Origin of the sequence: Psychrobacter sp. D2, from assembly GCF_013608135.1 — a bacterium.
Taxonomy (GTDB): Bacteria; Pseudomonadota; Gammaproteobacteria; order Pseudomonadales; family Moraxellaceae; genus Psychrobacter; species Psychrobacter cryohalolentis.
Map to the genome: position 1 here is coordinate 1 of NZ_JACDXZ010000009.1, position 15957 is coordinate 15957.

A 15957-nucleotide genomic window follows, 5' to 3' on the forward strand; every position below is an offset into this window, starting at 1 on the left:
AAAAAAAGAGGAAATACCCATGGCAAAGGCCAAGTTTGAACGTCTAAAACCACATGTTAACGTCGGCACCATCGGACACGTTGACCACGGTAAAACCACCCTTACCGCTGCAATCGCAACCGTAGCTGCAATCACTTCAGGTGGCGAAGCCAAAGACTACGCGTCTATTGACTCAGCACCAGAAGAAAAAGCACGTGGCATCACCATCAACACCTCACACGTAGAATATGACACCCCATCACGTCATTACGCTCACGTTGATTGCCCAGGTCACGCCGATTATGTTAAAAACATGATCACTGGTGCGGCTCAGATGGATGGCGCAATCCTAGTTGTATCAGCAACTGACGGCCCTATGCCACAAACCCGTGAGCATATCCTGCTTTCACGTCAGGTTGGCGTACCGTACATCGTTGTATTCATGAACAAATGTGACGTTGTTGATGACGAAGAATTGCTTGAACTCGTAGAAATGGAAGTTCGTGAATTATTAAGCGACTATGACTTCCCAGGTGATGACACCCCAATCATCCATGGTTCTGCAACTGAAGCCCTAAAAGGCTCACAAGAAAAATATGGTCAACCAGCCGTTGTAGAACTATTAAACGTTCTTGACACCTACATCCCAGAGCCAGAGCGTGACATCGACAAAGCATTCCTAATGCCAATCGAAGACGTATTCTCAATCTCAGGTCGTGGTACTGTTGTAACTGGCCGTGTTGAATCTGGTATCGTACGCGTTGGCGACGAAATCGAAATCGTCGGTATCCGTGACACTCAAAAAACCACCTGTACGGGTGTAGAGATGTTCCGTAAACTGCTTGACGAAGGTCGTGCAGGCGAAAACTGTGGCGTACTACTACGTGGTACTAAGCGTGAAGACGTACAACGTGGCCAAGTACTTGCTAAGCCAGGTTCAATCACTCCTCATACCAAGTTTGACGCTGAAGTATATGTGTTGAGCAAAGAAGAGGGTGGTCGTCACACACCATTCCTAAACGGCTATCGTCCACAGTTCTACTTCCGTACCACTGACGTAACTGGCGCAATCCAATTACAAGACGGTACTGAAATGGTTATGCCTGGTGATAACGTTGAGATGGGCGTAGAGCTTATCCACCCAATCGCTATGGACAAAGGTCTTCGCTTCGCTATTCGTGAAGGTGGCCGTACTGTAGGCGCTGGTGTTGTTGCTAACGTATTAAACTAATACTTAACGCTGTCAGAGTAATCTGATTGTTGTTAATCATTAGTCAAAAGCCATCCTCGAAAGAGGGTGGCTTTTTTGTGGGTATGGTTTGCTAATAGAATGACAGTGTCGACAATCAACGATAATATGATTGATATTAAAGCCAACAAATAAAGGGGCGCTGATGTTCGATATAAAAATACTAGAAGATAAGCAAGTAACAACGATCCAAGCAGTTGCTACTATCGAAGCTATGATTCAGCGACAAGACCCTTGGACATCTCAAACAATAGGCGACCTGCTCGAACAGGATAGTATCAGTCTGATGGTTGTTACTGATAATTCTGCAAACGAATTGATTGGCTACTGCTTATACCAATTATTGTTTGAGCAAGCAGAGATTTTACGCATTGGCACTCATCCTGATTATCAGCGTCAAGGTATAGCATCACGAGTTTTTATTAGACTAGATGAGGCGTTAAAGGCCAATCAAGTAGAGAGTCTTTTATTAGAAGTGCGAGCAGACAATACTGCTGCGATCGCGTTATATGAGCAGCAAGGATTTACTGTGATTCATACACGTAAAAGCTACTATCAAGCAGCGCATCAACCGGCAGTCGACGCGCTAATCATGCAGCGTATTTATAATTAATCTTAAAAAATATTAGCAGCTTTTATTATTTGAGATTTAAAACAATAACAAATAATAAATGCGGTGTGGTATCGAGGTTTCCTTATCAGGATAAAGGCAGTGTCTTTTTACACACATCAATGTCGAGTTTATAATCACTATCAGACTTCATATGCTGAAGAATATCAATGCGTTCGGTCAACATCTCTATCATCAAACTGATGGTCGTTTGTTGTTTTCTGATTTGAATCAGTTTTTGCTGGGTAATGTTCAGCTGTAAGTCAATATCAAGCTGCCCATCATAATAATCATTGAGGCTGTCTTTGATTTCAGTCAGGGTAAAGCCAATTGCTTGTGCGCTTTTAATTAATTCGATACGTTCAACACATTCTGGATGAAACTCAGTATATAGCCGCGAACCTGCCTGACGCTTACGCGATTTTAGTAGTCCCAATTGATCATAGTGACGAATCGTATCTTTAGTGGTGTTGGCTTTGGTTGCCAGCTTACCTATTAATAAAAAAGAGGTATCAGGTGCCATAATGTACTCATGATCGTGATAGGTAAGTTACTGATTTATGAAAACATTGCTGATTAAACGTAATAGTAATAATCATACGTACTCAATCGAGTCGCGCTATTTTAACTCTCGATTAGCCAGATCAACTTTAGATTTTAAAATAAAGTAATAAACTAGAGGTTTAATTGCCAAGGTTGCAAACTCCCTAACAGCGATACCGCTAGAGGCTTATGCGAGTTTTTGTGCCAATTATCTGAACTATTAGATATTAATATATCTAGTTGAGCCAAAAACTCAGTACGTGACAAGGTGATAGCACCTAAACTCATGAGATGATCGTTAGGGAGTTGACAGTCGACAAGATTAACATTGCTTTGCTCACATAAGCGCATCAAGCCCCAAAATGCTAGCTTTGATGCATTAGAAGCGATATGGAACATCGATTCACCAAAATAAATACCACCTATTTTTAAGCCATATAAACCACCAACGAGCGCGCCTTTATCATCCCAAACTTCAATACTATGCGCAAAGCCTTGAGCATGTAGCTCGCTATAGGCTTCAATCATCTCATCATGAATCCAAGTATGTTCGCCTTCAGGCTGACTTTCATTAAGATCGTCATTAACGCCATTACTACGCGGTAAACTACAAGCGTGTATGACTTCAACAAAAGCTTGATTCAGCGTCAACTGCCAACGACTACGGTTTGCTTGCTTACGTAGCGATTTACTCGGCTGATAGTCTGTCGGCTGCATCACACATCTGGGTTCAGGGCACCACCAAGCAATTGGCTCATCGTCATTAAACCAAGGAAATAGACCCTGTGCGTAAGCAGAAATCAGCGTCTCAGGAGCTAAATCTCCCCCGATAGCCACAATACCCATGCCTTCAGGATCTACTATCGCTGGCTCTGGAAAGTCATAATGCCCAAGACTCTTGATATGTTGAACAAAAGCCTCAGGCGTTATGCGACTATCATTAACAAAATCGCTCATTTATGCTTCTTTGTCAGCTGTCAACGTTGAAGCATAAGTATGATCTTGAGCGACCGTTTCGCCTATTGCATCTAGGTACTTTTCAGCATCAAGTGCTGCCATACAGCCCGTACCAGCAGAGGTGATCGCTTGACGATAGACATGATCTGCGACGTCACCTGCGGCAAAGACACCTTCGATACTGGTTTGGGTAGCATTACCATTGAGACCGCTGTTGACGATCAGATAACCGTCTTTCATCTCTAACTGACCTTTAAATAAGTCAGTATTCGGCTTATGACCAATGGCGACAAACATACCAAACACGTCCAGTTGCTTGGTGCTGCCATCAATCATAGATTCAATAACAACGCCATTAACGCCCATCTCATCACCAACCACTTCTTTTACGCTGTGGTTCCACTCGATTTTGACATTACCATTTTTGGCTTTTTCAAATAGTTTATCTTGTAGGATTTTTTCTGAGCGTAAGCTATCACGACGATGGACTAAAGTGACTTCAGCGGCGATATTTGATAAATACAGCGCTTCTTCAACGGCCGTGTTACCACCACCGATAACTGCCACTTTTTGGTCTTTATAAAAGAAGCCATCACAAGTTGCACAAGCAGAAACGCCAAGACCACGGAATTTGGTTTCTGACTCTAGACCTAGATACTGTGCTGATGCGCCGGTTGAGATAATAAGAGCATCACAGGTGTAATTGCCGTTATTACCGGTTAGCTCAAAAGGACGCACATTTAAATTCACAGCATTAACATGATCATAAACCAGTTCAGTACCAAAGCGCTCGGCATGGGCTTTCATACGCTCCATTAATGCAGGACCAGTCAAATCATGTGCATCACCCGGCCAGTTATCGACTTCGGTCGTCGTCGTGAGCTGTCCGCCGACTTCCATACCGGTGACCATAACAGGCTTTAGGTTGGCGCGTGCTGCATACACAGCAGCAGAATAACCAGCAGGACCTGAACCTAAAATAATGAGTTTTTCGTGGCGTGGAGCAGTATTATCAGTTGCCATAAAATTTCCTTGCTAGAGCAATAAATGTGAAAAGGTTCAACGTTAAAATAATAAGTAGATATTATAAGTATTATAAAAGATAAGCGTAAAAATGACGACGTATCTGGTTATTATCGTTGCTATGTGATAATAACATAAGGGCTAAAAGCAAAAAGTGCAAGTTTGCTAAAACAAATATGGGTATCATTAGAACTAAAGTATCTGAAGCTTGAAATTTTAGTACCAAAAATGAGCCCATATTCAAATATAGTCAGTGAAATGTGATATATAAACGTCATGTACTGCTGGTATTAATTTGTCTTGCTTGCTGTACCTACGCAGACAGAGGCTATAAAAAATTTATATCAGCAGTAACGTAGAGCTTTAATATATTTTGGTTAGATGCTAATGCAAAAAGAACAGGCATCATTTTTTACTAGCTGCATTTTTGGCTAAATCACTACTGGATTGATTTTCTTATGCGCTTTATTGATAACACGGTCGCCATGGCAGCTATGTATTTGTTATTATAAGAAGTTGTATGCCGCGCACAAAACAAAAACAGCAATGCGGTCAATATTTTGTCGTAGTATTTTAGATAAAGTTTTTGTGTTATTACGCCACATCAGTCGTAACCTATTACAGCAGTTTCTATCAGGAATTTATGTCAGCATGATTAAGCTTAATCATGGTTTGACGACTATTGAGTATTCATGACGAGTATTAACAACAAGGCAGATCTTACGTGATATCAGCACCAATTATTGATTACTTAAAAAAGGGCATATTTACCCTACTGGGATTACTCCTCGCGGTTTATTTGTTCGTCATTTTGATGACTTATACCGGTAATGATCCTAGCTGGTCGCACATCAGTAGTGATATGACGACCATTAATAATATGGGCGGCGAGATGGGCGCATGGCTCTCAGATTTGCTGTATAGCTTCTTTGGTTTTGGTGCGTGGTGGTTACTGGCGTTTCTGGTTTATGAGTCAGTACTGATTTGGTGGGACAATAAACCGACGTTTTGGTTATTACGCTTGGTTGCTTATGTGTTTTTAATATTGAGCAGTAGTGCATTATTTGCCCAACTGATCGCATTGGTACAGCAGGTAGCAGATCCGATGTCGTCAGGTCTCAAAGGCGTTGCTGGCGGTATTATTGGTCTTGAGCTACAAGCGAGGCTAGCACAGCTATTATCGCAGTGGGGGAGTGTGACGTTTTTGGCAGTGTTTGTCGCTATTACGACCACCTTTGCCTTTAATATTCATTGGATGAGTATTTACGAAAAATTCAAAACTTTGTCTTGGTTTGGGTCAGGTGTCAAAAACCTTGATAGCAGCCTTGATGTTAGTCAAATAACACAAGAAGACAATGCTACTAGTGCTGCCGATAAACAAGGTCGTGATACAGCAATAAGTGAGACTGATACTCCAGAATATGAGCAATTGCCTCTTGAGTTGCAAGTGGATGAACAGGTTAAAAATAAACAGAAAGACAATAGAAGTGGTCGTTTTAATAGCGCATTGACAGACTTTTTATCGTCTTCAGGATTGGGTGCCAGTGTAAAAGCCTCTATGGTAGCCGCTGCGCAAGTTGCCAGTGAAAGTACCAAACGAGAAGAGCAGCTGCAAACTGCAGCCGCTACGACGACTAGCAATAGTGCTTTTAATCTAAATAAAACATCAGTACCTGCTACCAATGCTACGCCAATGCCTATCAGAAAGGTTGAGCCAAGTTTTGCATGGAATGATGCCAATACCGTCGATGATTTACTGGCAAATCAGATAGCAAATGAGCAAGATACGATCCCTTACGATGTCGTAAACGCTCCCTATTCGGATACGTCAGCAACTGCCTCTTTGGACAGCTCAAATACTGAAATTGCTTCTGCAAGTCCTGTTCTTGATATCATTCAAGAGGAGGCTCAGCAACAAGCAGCACATTCGTTAAACGATTATGCACCGAACATGTCAACTACGCAGCCAAATACTCCTGAATCAGCGCTTAGCGTCGATAGCTTAGTGGATGCGTGGTTGGCAGAACATGCGGCAGTGCCGGAAGCAACTGATTTTAGCCATGAACAAGAATTATCTGCCGTAGAGACATTAACAGAAACTGCCGCTGCACCTGTTCAGCAGCAAACTACTATCTCACCAAACGACACTACTGACGACATTCCTAATAATGCTGCAAATGACTTGTTGAACGATTTGGAGTCTTTTTCTGATGCTGATGTAGAGAATACATCAGAAATAATAAATATGACACCGACCAATACCCCGCCTGCAAATCCAAAAGCACTACCAATAGCAGAGAGTACGGCTACCATATCAAGTATCGAGTCAGCCACAGTAACCAAACCAACTATGAGTTTTGCAGTCCCAGAAGGTGATAGTAGCAATCATATTACGGATATGATGCCAGAAGACGACAATGTTTATGATAGCACTGACGAGATTGATGCTCCCGTTATGCCTCATATTAGTGATGATATTGCATTCAGTCAAAAATCACGCTCGATGCAAACGGCTGCCTATCGTAGTAGTCTGTCGCCGATTCCAGAGATGTCGATCTTAGATAAGCCAGACCCCAATCGTCAGCCAAGCTATACGCTTGCTGAGCTTGAGCAGTTATCAGAGCTACTGGAAATAAAATTACAAGAGTTCAATGTCAAAGCAAATGTTGTCAATGCGATTCCAGGACCTGTCGTCACTCGCTTTGAAGTAGACCTAGCGCCTGGGATAAAAGCCAGTAAAGTCACAGGGATTTCACGCGATTTGGCACGCTCATTATCAATGGCATCTTTACGTGTGGTTGAGGTTATTCCTGGTAAACCCTATATTGGCATTGAAGTGCCCAATAAACAGCGCGAAATGGTGCGTTTGATTGAGTTGTTGGATACCGAAAAATTTAAAGATCCTAAAGCACAAATCAGTATGGCGATGGGTAAAGATATTGGCGGTAAAGCTATTATTACGGATCTTGCACGAGCGCCGCATATGTTGGTCGCTGGTACGACGGGTTCTGGTAAATCAGTCTTGGTCAACGCGATGTTACTATCGATGCTGCTAAAATATACGCCGAACGAGCTGCGAATGATTCTTATCGATCCTAAGCAGCTTGAACTTGCCAACTATAATGATATTCCGCATTTGCTGACCCCAGTCGTTACCGATATGACTGAGGCGGCAAGTGCCTTGTCATGGTGCGTCGCAGAGATGGAACGTCGTTATCAGCTTATGAGCTTGCTAAAGGTGCGTAAACTAAATGAGTTTAACAAAAAAGTGATCGCTGCTGAAAAATCAGGCAATCCAATGCTTGACCCATTATGGCGACCCAATGACAGTGTAAGTATTAGCCAAGCACCAAAGCTAAAAACCTTACCGATGATTGTCATCGTTGCCGACGAGTTTGCCGATATGATTATGCAGGTCGGTAAGCAGGCAGAAGAGTTAATTACACGCTTGGCGCAAAAATCGCGGGCAGCAGGGATTCATTTAATCCTTGCGACTCAGCGTCCTTCAGTTGATGTGATTACTGGTTTGATTAAAGCCAATATTCCGGTACGAGCAGCGTTACGAGTCAACTCAAAAGTCGATTCACGGACTATTTTGGATAGCGGCGGCGCCGAAGATATGCTTGGTAATGGCGATATGCTGTTCTTAGGGCCTGGGCAGATTGAACCTGATCGTGTCCATGGCGCTTATGTCAGCGATGAAGAGGTCAATAGCGTCTGTGATGCATGGCGTGAGCGCGGTGCGCCTGATTATATCGACAATATGGCAGGCAATTTTGAGTTGTCTAGTCCTAGTGGCGGCTCTAGTGCTGCCAATGCTTCTGGCGAAGACGATGATCTTTATAATGAAGCCGTTGGTTTTATTATGGAGACTCGTAAAGTTTCCGCTTCTAGTATTCAGCGTAAATTTAGCATTGGCTATAACCGCGCCGCACGTATTGTTGACTCGATGGAAGAGGCTGGACTGGTCAGCTCAATGGGTAAGAGTGGTAAACGCGAGCTATTAATGTAAAAATTTTGTTTGACTGGATGGTAAAAAGACGATTTACGAAAGTAAATCGTCTTTTTTGTTGAAAATATTAAAGAATTTTATGTATTAAAAAGTGTTAAGAGCATGATTGTTAGGCTATCAATTGCCCCTATCAAATAGGATTATAAATATCGTAAATGACTAATGAGTTTGTTTATTCATTATAAACAGTAAGGTTTTATACTAAACTGGATACTGTCTATAAATCGGATACATATTAATCTTTTCAAAATTTTAATTTGATTATTCTCCAAGGAAGGTCGGTTATGTTTAAAGAATATACCCAATACGATGCATTAGCACTCGCGGCATTGGTCAATGCTGGGGAAGTCAGTGCCAAAGAGTTGCTGGATGCAGCAGTCTATCAAGCCAATCAGCTCAATCCTAAATTGAATGCTATAATTCATCGTTTTGACGAGCGCGCTTATGCTGCAGCGCAGGCGGGACTGCCAGCTGGTGTATTTAACGGCGTCCCTTATTTGTTAAAAGATTTGTCATTTAGCTTCGCTGATGAGCCGATTACGATGGGCAGTCGTAGCGTCAATATCATGTCAAAAAGCGATAGCGAAATCGTCAAGCGTATGAAAGCTACGGGTGTGAACACCTTTGGTAAGACCAATACCCCAGAATTTGGTTTGATTATCACCACTGAGCCAAAAGCGCATGGCGTGACACATAATCCTTTTAAAAAAGGCTATAGCTCTGGGGGCTCATCGGGTGGTAGTGCGGCGGCAGTGGCAAGCGGTATCGTACCGATGGCAGGCGCTGGTGATGGTGGTGGCTCTATTCGTTTTCCTGCCGCGTGGTGTGGTACGTTTGGACTCAAACCCAGTCGTGGACGTAACCCAATGGGTCCCTTATTTGGTGAAGGCTGGGAAGGGGCAGTAGCCGATCATGTAATTACACGTAGCGTGCGTGATAGTGCCGCGATGCTTGATGCGACTAGTGGTGCTGAGATTGGGGCGCCTTATGTCATAGCGCCGCCTAAAGGTACTTTCTTAGAAGCGGCGATGCGCGCTCCACGACAACTGACCATAGCCTTGCATCAACAGCCATTGGTCGCTAATACTATGGTCGATAAGGAAGTGCTTACCGTATTAGAGCAGACAGCTAAGCAGCTAGAAGCCATGGGTCACCGCGTAATACCGGCTGAACCTAATATTAATATTGAACAATTCTGGCATAATTTTTTAGTCGTTGTTTGCGCGCATACTGCGTTTACTATTGATAATATTGAGCGTTGCTATGGTGCGCAGCATATACAAAATCTTGAACCGCAAACGTATAATATGGCAATGTTAGGACGTTCATTATCGGCTGTTGATTTGGCGCACGCCAAGCATGGCTGGCATGATAGCCAATATCAAACCGGTCTTCTGCTAGAGACCTACGATATGATTTTGTGCCCAACCGTTCCAACACCGGCAGTAAAACATGGCATATTACCACCAAGTCTCATGGATGAAATGCTGATGCGCAGTGCTGGTTTGCTAAATAAAGGCATAGATATGGGCAAATACGCTTTTAGCTCAGGCATGATTGAAAAGTTAAGCTCGCCAGTGCTTGGGAAGATGGGTTTTACCTTATTGGGTAATATTACAGGCTTGCCAGCCATGTCGTTGCCTGTCGGTATGAGTAAAAAAGGTCTGCCGATCGGTATGCAATTGATTGGGCGTATGAATGATGAGACGACGTTATTGAGTGTAGCAGGCGAAATGGAGCGTGCAGGTTTATTTACTAAACTTGCTTTTGAAAAGTAGTGTGGTATACCCGCATATATCTGACGCTTTGATTGAGAGCCTTTAATCAAAGCGATAGATATCCATGCCTAAGCTATGATGCGCCATACTTTGATGCACGACTGAGACACGTTGACCGGCACCTAAGGCAAAAAATAGCGGCAGTAAATGCTCATCACTTGGATGGATATCTTTATAGTCAGGATATTGCTGCCAGTCTAAGGCGCTTGGGATGTCGGTTTTGAGCTGTTGTAGTAGCCAAACTTTAAAATCTTTTGCGGTTTGGTCGATACTGTCTGCTTGCCAGCGTAGCGCTTGCAAATTGTGGGTGATATTCCCTGAACCAATAATCAGAATTTGCTCATCACGCAGCCGTGCCAGTTGCGCGCCCAATTGATAGCAAGCGATACTGTCATAATACTGTGGCAAGGATACTTGTACGATAGGAATATCAGCCTGTGGATACAGGTGTAAAAGTGGCGCCCATACCCCATGGTCACTGACACGTAAGGGATTGACCCTACAAACAATACCACGGGCACTCAGTTGCTGCGCCAAGGTCTCAGCAAGTGCCGGATGACCAGCAGCAGGATATTGCAGCTCATATAGCTCTGGAGTAAAACCTGAAAAATCATGCCACGTTTTTGGCTCAGGATTGCTGCTGATCTCAAGTTTCGCTGACTGCCAATGCGCGGACATAATGACGATGGCACGAGGTTTGGGTAAGTTTTGTCCTATACGAGCTAGCGCGCTCGTCGTAGCAGATTGCTCGATAGCCAGCGTCGGTGCACCATGCGATATAAACAGCGCCGGTAACTTAGGGCGCTTTGCCGCGCTCGATATGATAGGCGTATCTGTCCAAGCCGCCGCCGCTGTAATTGTCGTCGGTATCAGTGGGCTATGCAAATCGTCGCGATTATCATCGCGTTGCGGATTGATACTTTGGGCATTGGGTGTTGCAGGTTTAGGATGTCTCATGTGGCATTTATTAGGGCGCGCGTTCATTTTTCAATCTGTTGTGTCACTGTGATTGATGATGTTTTCCTACTGGATAGTTTTCTATTGCTACTTTAATTACCACGGTGATAAGGATGGTTATGATTGATACTCATCGCGCGATATAGTTGCTCCATGAGGACAACGCGCACTAAAGGATGCGGTAGCGTAAGCGCCGATAAAGACCATTTTACATCAGCTTTCGCTAACACTTCGGGCGATACTCCGTCAGCACCACCAATAACCAAAGCGATATCATCACCTTGCTGCATACCCTCTGCCAATTTATCTGCCAAATTTTCGGTCGATAGCATCTTACCCTTGACATCAAGTACCCACAATTGCTCACGTCCTGCTACAGCATGAGCGGCTAAGATCGCCTGACCTTCTTGCTCACGGTATTGAGCTAAATTGGCATCTGATGGATTCTTAGCACGTTTTGCCGCCGCAATTTCAACGACTTCGGTAGTGAGCATAGGCTGAATACGCTTATGATATTCATCGAAACCGGTTTGTACCCACTTAGGCATTTTATTACCTACGGTCAAAATTCTTACTTTCATAACAGCTACCATTTTAAGAAGTGGTTAAATAAATGTAATAAGAAAACCTGTTAAATACTAGATTCTTTACTCAAGGCATGTTTGATAAATAATTATTCTGTATGATTTTAATGCTTTCAAAGCCCACTTACTTACTAATAGTCCAACAGCCACCTAAAAAGGATAGAGTAAGACAAAGAGAAGAGTCATGCTGCTCTATCCTTTTTAGAGCTGATTAAGTTTTTAGTAAAAATTTTATCAACTGTATTACATGAGCGGAGCAATCGTCTCTGATACTGTATCATCCGCTTCTTGATTATTGCTATAAGAAGGACTGGGCTTTGGAATAATAGTCAGTTTGGCATCGGACTCAAAAACCACCGCTTCAACCTCATCAAAATTGTGAATACCCTCAGAGCGCATGGCACATTCAATTTCTTGACGAGTCAGACGCTCATCACGCATGGCATCGGGCAAAAACTGACCTTGATAAAAGACAATACGCGGCTCAGATAAAATAAAGCTGCTAAATTGCGGCGAAATAGAGGCGTATTTGGTGACCAAAAACTGTAATAAATACAGTGAAAGAATAGCCGCCATACCTTCGATAATCGGAATGTCTTTGAGTAAAATCGTACTGGCACTTAATGACCCAATCATCACTGTGACAATCCAGTCAAAATTATTTAGCTGAGAGGTTGAGCGTTTGCCTGAAATTTTAGTAAACGTAACAATCAAAACGTAGACCACGACCGTAGTCAGAATAATACGTCCAAGCTTATCAACATTGTCAAAAAAAATCATTTCCATGGTCTTATCTCCTATTCATCAAAGTTCATCAGCGTAAATACAGCGTAACGGAATTTAGAGATGAATAGGGCAAAAACTTTGTAGTTGCTTGTTTATAACGTTCAATTGTTGAAAGTAAGCAATTAAGCGCCCTTGCGATTGGGATCAAGCAAGTGGTTAATTGCCCAAATGCTGATACGTGCGCTCACCAAACTCAGCACCAATATCATGATCAATGCAGAAATTAGCGGTAAAGGCTGCTGCATGCTCATCTCAAGCAGCACTTCACGGCTGATGGAATCGAATAGAAATACCCATATCCCCAAAAAGTAAACCATAGTGAGTAGCCAAACCACGATCACGCCGCCAAACATTAAGCGGTTGATCTCGTCTCTATCTAGTGCACGCTGTTGGTGCTTGATAAACTTATGCACGGCAATATAAGCGCCCAAGACAATAGACAGCACAGTGACCAATTGCGCATTGAGAGCAAGCTTGGTTTGAATCATCATAAATACAGCGCTGGCAAGCATATAGCCAACGGCAAAAAACCCAATATAGAGCATCAATTTGGGTTGAGTGGCAGTTGTATTTAAGTGTGATCCTTTACGTCCTGATGGGGTGATAGGTTTGCTAAGTGACGCGGGCTTACGTGACATAAAATGTCCTTTATAAAGTAAATAATCTGGCGTAAAAAATTAATGCTGCGCTGTCCAATCTAGCATGGCGTCCAGTACCGTTCTTGCTGTATAAGTATTTAGCGCTTGCTCATTATTGATCAGTCCCACTACCACATAATCCTGTCCTGATAAGCCTTTGACATAGCCTGCCATTGAAGTGACATTGTTTAAAGTGCCCGTTTTTATCCAAGCTCGACCAATGGCGTTTGATTTTGGTAAACGCTCGCTATGTGTCAAAATGGTGCCACTGACGCCAGCGATACCTAACGAGTTTACGTAAGCACCGAAGCTTGGGTGAGCGTAAGCATAAGTCAGCAGCTCGCTTAGATTAGCAGCGCTGATGGTACAATCACGGCACAACCCAGAACCATTGGTCAGATGTGGCGGCGGCGTACTTAGATGCGTTTGCCACCATTCGTTGATGGTTTGTAAGGCAGCAGGGTAGCTCGTTGTCGCAGGCTTACCAAATTGATATAAGCTGTGCTGACTATTAATAGCTTTATCGACGTTTTTATTAATGGTTGAATTAACGGTTTCATCTCTGGGTTTATGATAAGCACCTATTGATAACGCTACTTGCTCAGTCATCACATTATTAGAGAAATGATTGATATCATATATTTGCTGCGTTAAGTTTAGAGAAGGATAACTAACAATTGGTAAAGGCGACATTGGTAGAGCTGCCAAACCGCGCGCTGATATGGATTTCTTATTCTTATATGGTGTTTCTTGAGCGACAACGTTGCCCCTTAGCGTATTATCCAGTGCTTGCCATTTGGCTTTGATCACGCGCGCCGCAAAATCTTTGGCATCAGGATAAGCGACATAAAAAGCATGGTTGCCGCAGTTATCGGGTAAAGAGGTATCAAAGGTCAGCTGAGTTGCTTGCCACTGCGGCGCTAAACTATAACGTGCTTGACCACAGGCAGAGGGGCGTATATTTATCTTACGTGGCAACTTATAATCTGCCAGCTGCGGCATATAAGTCAGCTGTGCTTGGGCATTATCTAATGGATAGCTTTGGATACCAATAGTACTGAAATTTACCAAAAAACCATCGGGACTGGCGTTATAAGGACGTAAAGGCGCGTTATCAAATGCCGCAGGATCTTTAGTGACATGGTTAAAAATAGTGCTATCTACAATGATATCGCCATCGATATGACGGATGCCTGCTGCTTTCACTTTATAGAGCAATTGCTGTAAGCGCTCATGGGTCATTTTTGGGTCGCCACTGCCTTGAATTATCAAATCACCAAGCAATGTATTACCAATGATAATACCAGTATGATAAACGCGCGTATGCCAGACAAAGTCAGCGCCTAAGATATCTAAGGCAATAAAGCTAGGAACGAGTTTCATCGTGCTGGCGGGCGTACGTGCTATGTCAGGCTGATGATTGAGTAATGGCGAAAACGATATTTTTATTGAGGTCTCACTGTCAGATTTTTTATTGTCGCTGTTATTATTATCTGCGCCATTAGCACTGATATTGTCGTTCTGATGGGAAGAATAATTAGCAGTGTTTAATACGTTTTCTGGCAGTAATGACGGAGTACTCATCAAGCTTTGATGGGTATAAGGATCATCGGTATAAGCGTGTAATTGTCTGTCGTGCTGTCTGATGGTTTGCTTTTCGATGGTTACTAACGCGCTTTGGTAATTGACTAACGGCTTAGGGCTCGGCTTGTTTTGCACCAGTTTTTGCTTGCTGTTATTGGCATCAGTATTTATCTCGTCTGAGCTTGCAGGCTGCAATTGATTGACCGCCTTTTTACTATCGATAACCTGAACAACAGAGGGCAAGCGGCTGGCGTTTTTATCTCCCACAGGTGTGATAACGATACTGATGTCTGCTGCGCTTAAATGGGCTCGCGCTAATGCGGTCTCAATCTCTTGCGGTAAGGCAGCGTGCAGCGGTAATGGCGCTAAAGTAGGAGCAACAACTAGTACCAATAAAGATAGACGTTGACCGATATTTTTCGGCGTTTGCAAATATTGGCTAATGGCTGTTGTGCGTATAGAAGAATTATGAGTTCTAAGTAGAGTTGGTTTTACTAAGGAGCGCATGAGCAGCCTATCATCAGGTGGCAAAAACAGGATATGGTAACATGAGTTACTGTTTTCGCGTAGCTGTAGCATGTAGTTGTAAGCGTGCTTTTATCTTAAAGCCTTGTCTAAATAATGCATTTTAGCCATTATATTAGCGCATATGCAAAAATGCCATCGCCGTCATGATGGCATCATTATAAGCATCGTGGGTGCCAAGCTCCGGAATATGATAATGCGCCAAGATACTATTCAAATGCTGTGCTTGGCTTGAAAGCCCTTGGCTGCGACCCATCATACGCCGGCTATAAAGGGGGCGGATATCGATAATCTCATTGGGCAAATGAGTACCCATATAATGCTTTACTAAAGGGTTTAAGAACCCGACGTCTATTTGCGGACAAAACCCCACAAGCGGACGATTACCAATAAAGGGCAATAGTAATGCCAGCATCTCATCATAGCTCATCGCATGCTCAACATCGGCGGTGCGCAGTCCATGAATGACGATGGTATCGCCCTCAGGCATGACAGGCGGTCTGCAAAGCAGATGCAGCCCATTTCCTGTATCAATCTTGTCGCCATTGATATGAATGGCAGCTACCGATAATAGGTGATGCTTCTTTGGATTGAGTCCGGTCATCTCACAATCAATCGCAACCCATTGTTCATCGACAGGTGCCGTAAACATTGATGCCAGTTCAGGTCGCTGTAATTGGTTTTTTTGCCAAGCAGTAGACAGCTGTTTTAGCCAGTTCATAGTCATCTATC

Annotated in this window: 13 protein-coding genes; 4 read left to right on the top strand and 9 right to left on the bottom strand. The window is 43.2% G+C overall.

The genetic code is table 11. The annotated features are described in order from the left end of the window. Nucleotides 1-19 precede the first annotated feature (19 nt). The gene (gene tuf / locus H0262_RS10945; RefSeq protein WP_011512793.1) at nucleotides 20-1210 is read left to right on the top strand and encodes an elongation factor Tu; all 1191 of its coding nucleotides are present in this window, start codon (nucleotides 20-22) and stop codon (nucleotides 1208-1210) included. 163 nt (nucleotides 1211-1373) lie between these two features. Then, entirely contained in the window at nucleotides 1374-1841 is a 468-nt protein-coding gene (rimI, locus tag H0262_RS10950) for a ribosomal protein S18-alanine N-acetyltransferase (RefSeq protein WP_133105471.1), read from the top strand. 85 nt (nucleotides 1842-1926) lie between these two features. Here the strand turns inward: rimI and H0262_RS10955 are convergent, their stop codons facing one another. From H0262_RS10955 to trxB, 3 genes are all read right to left on the bottom strand, one after another. Continuing rightward, nucleotides 1927-2361 carry a MerR family transcriptional regulator gene (locus H0262_RS10955; protein ID WP_133105470.1) on the bottom strand — a complete coding sequence of 145 codons (435 nt, stop codon included), beginning with the start codon at nucleotides 2359-2361 and terminating at the stop codon, nucleotides 1927-1929. A 152-nt stretch (nucleotides 2362-2513) separates the two neighbouring features. Continuing rightward, nucleotides 2514-3338, bottom strand: a complete 825-nt coding sequence (aat, locus tag H0262_RS10960; protein WP_181210783.1) for a leucyl/phenylalanyl-tRNA--protein transferase — start codon at nucleotides 3336-3338, stop codon at nucleotides 2514-2516. Continuing rightward, the gene (gene trxB / locus H0262_RS10965) at nucleotides 3339-4361 is read right to left on the bottom strand and encodes a thioredoxin-disulfide reductase (RefSeq protein WP_149409953.1); all 1023 of its coding nucleotides are present in this window, start codon (nucleotides 4359-4361) and stop codon (nucleotides 3339-3341) included. 724 nt (nucleotides 4362-5085) lie between these two features. On the opposite strand from trxB, the gene H0262_RS13250 reads away from it, so the two are divergent. Together H0262_RS13250 and H0262_RS10975 are read left to right on the top strand one after the other, a co-directional pair. Further along, nucleotides 5086-8373 carry a DNA translocase FtsK gene (locus tag H0262_RS13250; protein WP_181210784.1) on the top strand — a complete coding sequence of 1096 codons (3288 nt, stop codon included), beginning with the start codon at nucleotides 5086-5088 and terminating at the stop codon, nucleotides 8371-8373. A gap of 284 nt (nucleotides 8374-8657) precedes the next feature. Next, complete coding sequence (locus tag H0262_RS10975) at nucleotides 8658-10151, top strand: amidase (RefSeq protein WP_181210785.1); 1494 nt, start codon at nucleotides 8658-8660, stop codon at nucleotides 10149-10151. A gap of 42 nt (nucleotides 10152-10193) precedes the next feature. Here H0262_RS10975 and H0262_RS10980 read toward each other — a convergent pair whose 3' ends face one another. From H0262_RS10980 to H0262_RS11005, 6 genes are all read right to left on the bottom strand, one after another. Continuing rightward, nucleotides 10194-11108 carry a class III extradiol ring-cleavage dioxygenase gene (locus tag H0262_RS10980; RefSeq protein WP_259275459.1) on the bottom strand — a complete coding sequence of 305 codons (915 nt, stop codon included), beginning with the start codon at nucleotides 11106-11108 and terminating at the stop codon, nucleotides 10194-10196. 92 nt (nucleotides 11109-11200) lie between these two features. Continuing rightward, nucleotides 11201-11689, bottom strand: a complete 489-nt coding sequence (rlmH, locus tag H0262_RS10985) for a 23S rRNA (pseudouridine(1915)-N(3))-methyltransferase RlmH (protein ID WP_181210786.1) — start codon at nucleotides 11687-11689, stop codon at nucleotides 11201-11203. A gap of 246 nt (nucleotides 11690-11935) precedes the next feature. Then, entirely contained in the window at nucleotides 11936-12478 is a 543-nt protein-coding gene (locus H0262_RS10990) for a DUF421 domain-containing protein (RefSeq protein WP_133105464.1), read from the bottom strand. Nucleotides 12479-12600: 122 nt separating this feature from the next. Then, entirely contained in the window at nucleotides 12601-13116 is a 516-nt protein-coding gene (locus tag H0262_RS10995) for an ABZJ_00895 family protein (RefSeq protein ID WP_149409948.1), read from the bottom strand. Between the two features lie 39 nt (nucleotides 13117-13155). Continuing rightward, nucleotides 13156-15279: a D-alanyl-D-alanine carboxypeptidase gene (locus H0262_RS11000; RefSeq protein ID WP_181210787.1), complete on the bottom strand. Its 2124-nt coding sequence runs from the start codon at nucleotides 15277-15279 to the stop codon at nucleotides 13156-13158. 61 nt (nucleotides 15280-15340) lie between these two features. Further along, a complete protein-coding gene (locus tag H0262_RS11005) occupies nucleotides 15341-15952 on the bottom strand; it encodes a 3'-5' exonuclease (RefSeq protein WP_181210788.1) in 612 nt (203 codons plus the stop codon). Between the last annotated feature and the right edge of the window lie 5 nt (nucleotides 15953-15957).

What these genes read in the sequence shown, in the direction of transcription:
- H0262_RS10975 (WP_181210785.1), top strand. Translation starts at nt 8,658, where the DNA reads ATGTTTAAAGAATATACCCAATACGATGCATTAGCACTCGCGGCATTG.
- H0262_RS11000 (WP_181210787.1), bottom strand. Translation starts at nt 15,279, where the DNA reads ATGCTACAGCTACGCGAAAACAGTAACTCATGTTACCATATCCTGTTT.
- H0262_RS10955 (WP_133105470.1), bottom strand. Translation starts at nt 2,361, where the DNA reads ATGGCACCTGATACCTCTTTTTTATTAATAGGTAAGCTGGCAACCAAA.
- H0262_RS10995 (WP_149409948.1), bottom strand. Translation starts at nt 13,116, where the DNA reads ATGTCACGTAAGCCCGCGTCACTTAGCAAACCTATCACCCCATCAGGA.
- H0262_RS10990 (WP_133105464.1), bottom strand. Translation starts at nt 12,478, where the DNA reads ATGGAAATGATTTTTTTTGACAATGTTGATAAGCTTGGACGTATTATT.
- H0262_RS11005 (WP_181210788.1), bottom strand. Translation starts at nt 15,952, where the DNA reads ATGACTATGAACTGGCTAAAACAGCTGTCTACTGCTTGGCAAAAAAAC.
- H0262_RS10980 (WP_259275459.1), bottom strand. Translation starts at nt 11,108, where the DNA reads ATGAGACATCCTAAACCTGCAACACCCAATGCCCAAAGTATCAATCCG.
- aat (WP_181210783.1), bottom strand. Translation starts at nt 3,338, where the DNA reads ATGAGCGATTTTGTTAATGATAGTCGCATAACGCCTGAGGCTTTTGTT.
- rimI (WP_133105471.1), top strand. Translation starts at nt 1,374, where the DNA reads ATGTTCGATATAAAAATACTAGAAGATAAGCAAGTAACAACGATCCAA.
- trxB (WP_149409953.1), bottom strand. Translation starts at nt 4,361, where the DNA reads ATGGCAACTGATAATACTGCTCCACGCCACGAAAAACTCATTATTTTA.
- tuf (WP_011512793.1), top strand. Translation starts at nt 20, where the DNA reads ATGGCAAAGGCCAAGTTTGAACGTCTAAAACCACATGTTAACGTCGGC.
- rlmH (WP_181210786.1), bottom strand. Translation starts at nt 11,689, where the DNA reads ATGAAAGTAAGAATTTTGACCGTAGGTAATAAAATGCCTAAGTGGGTA.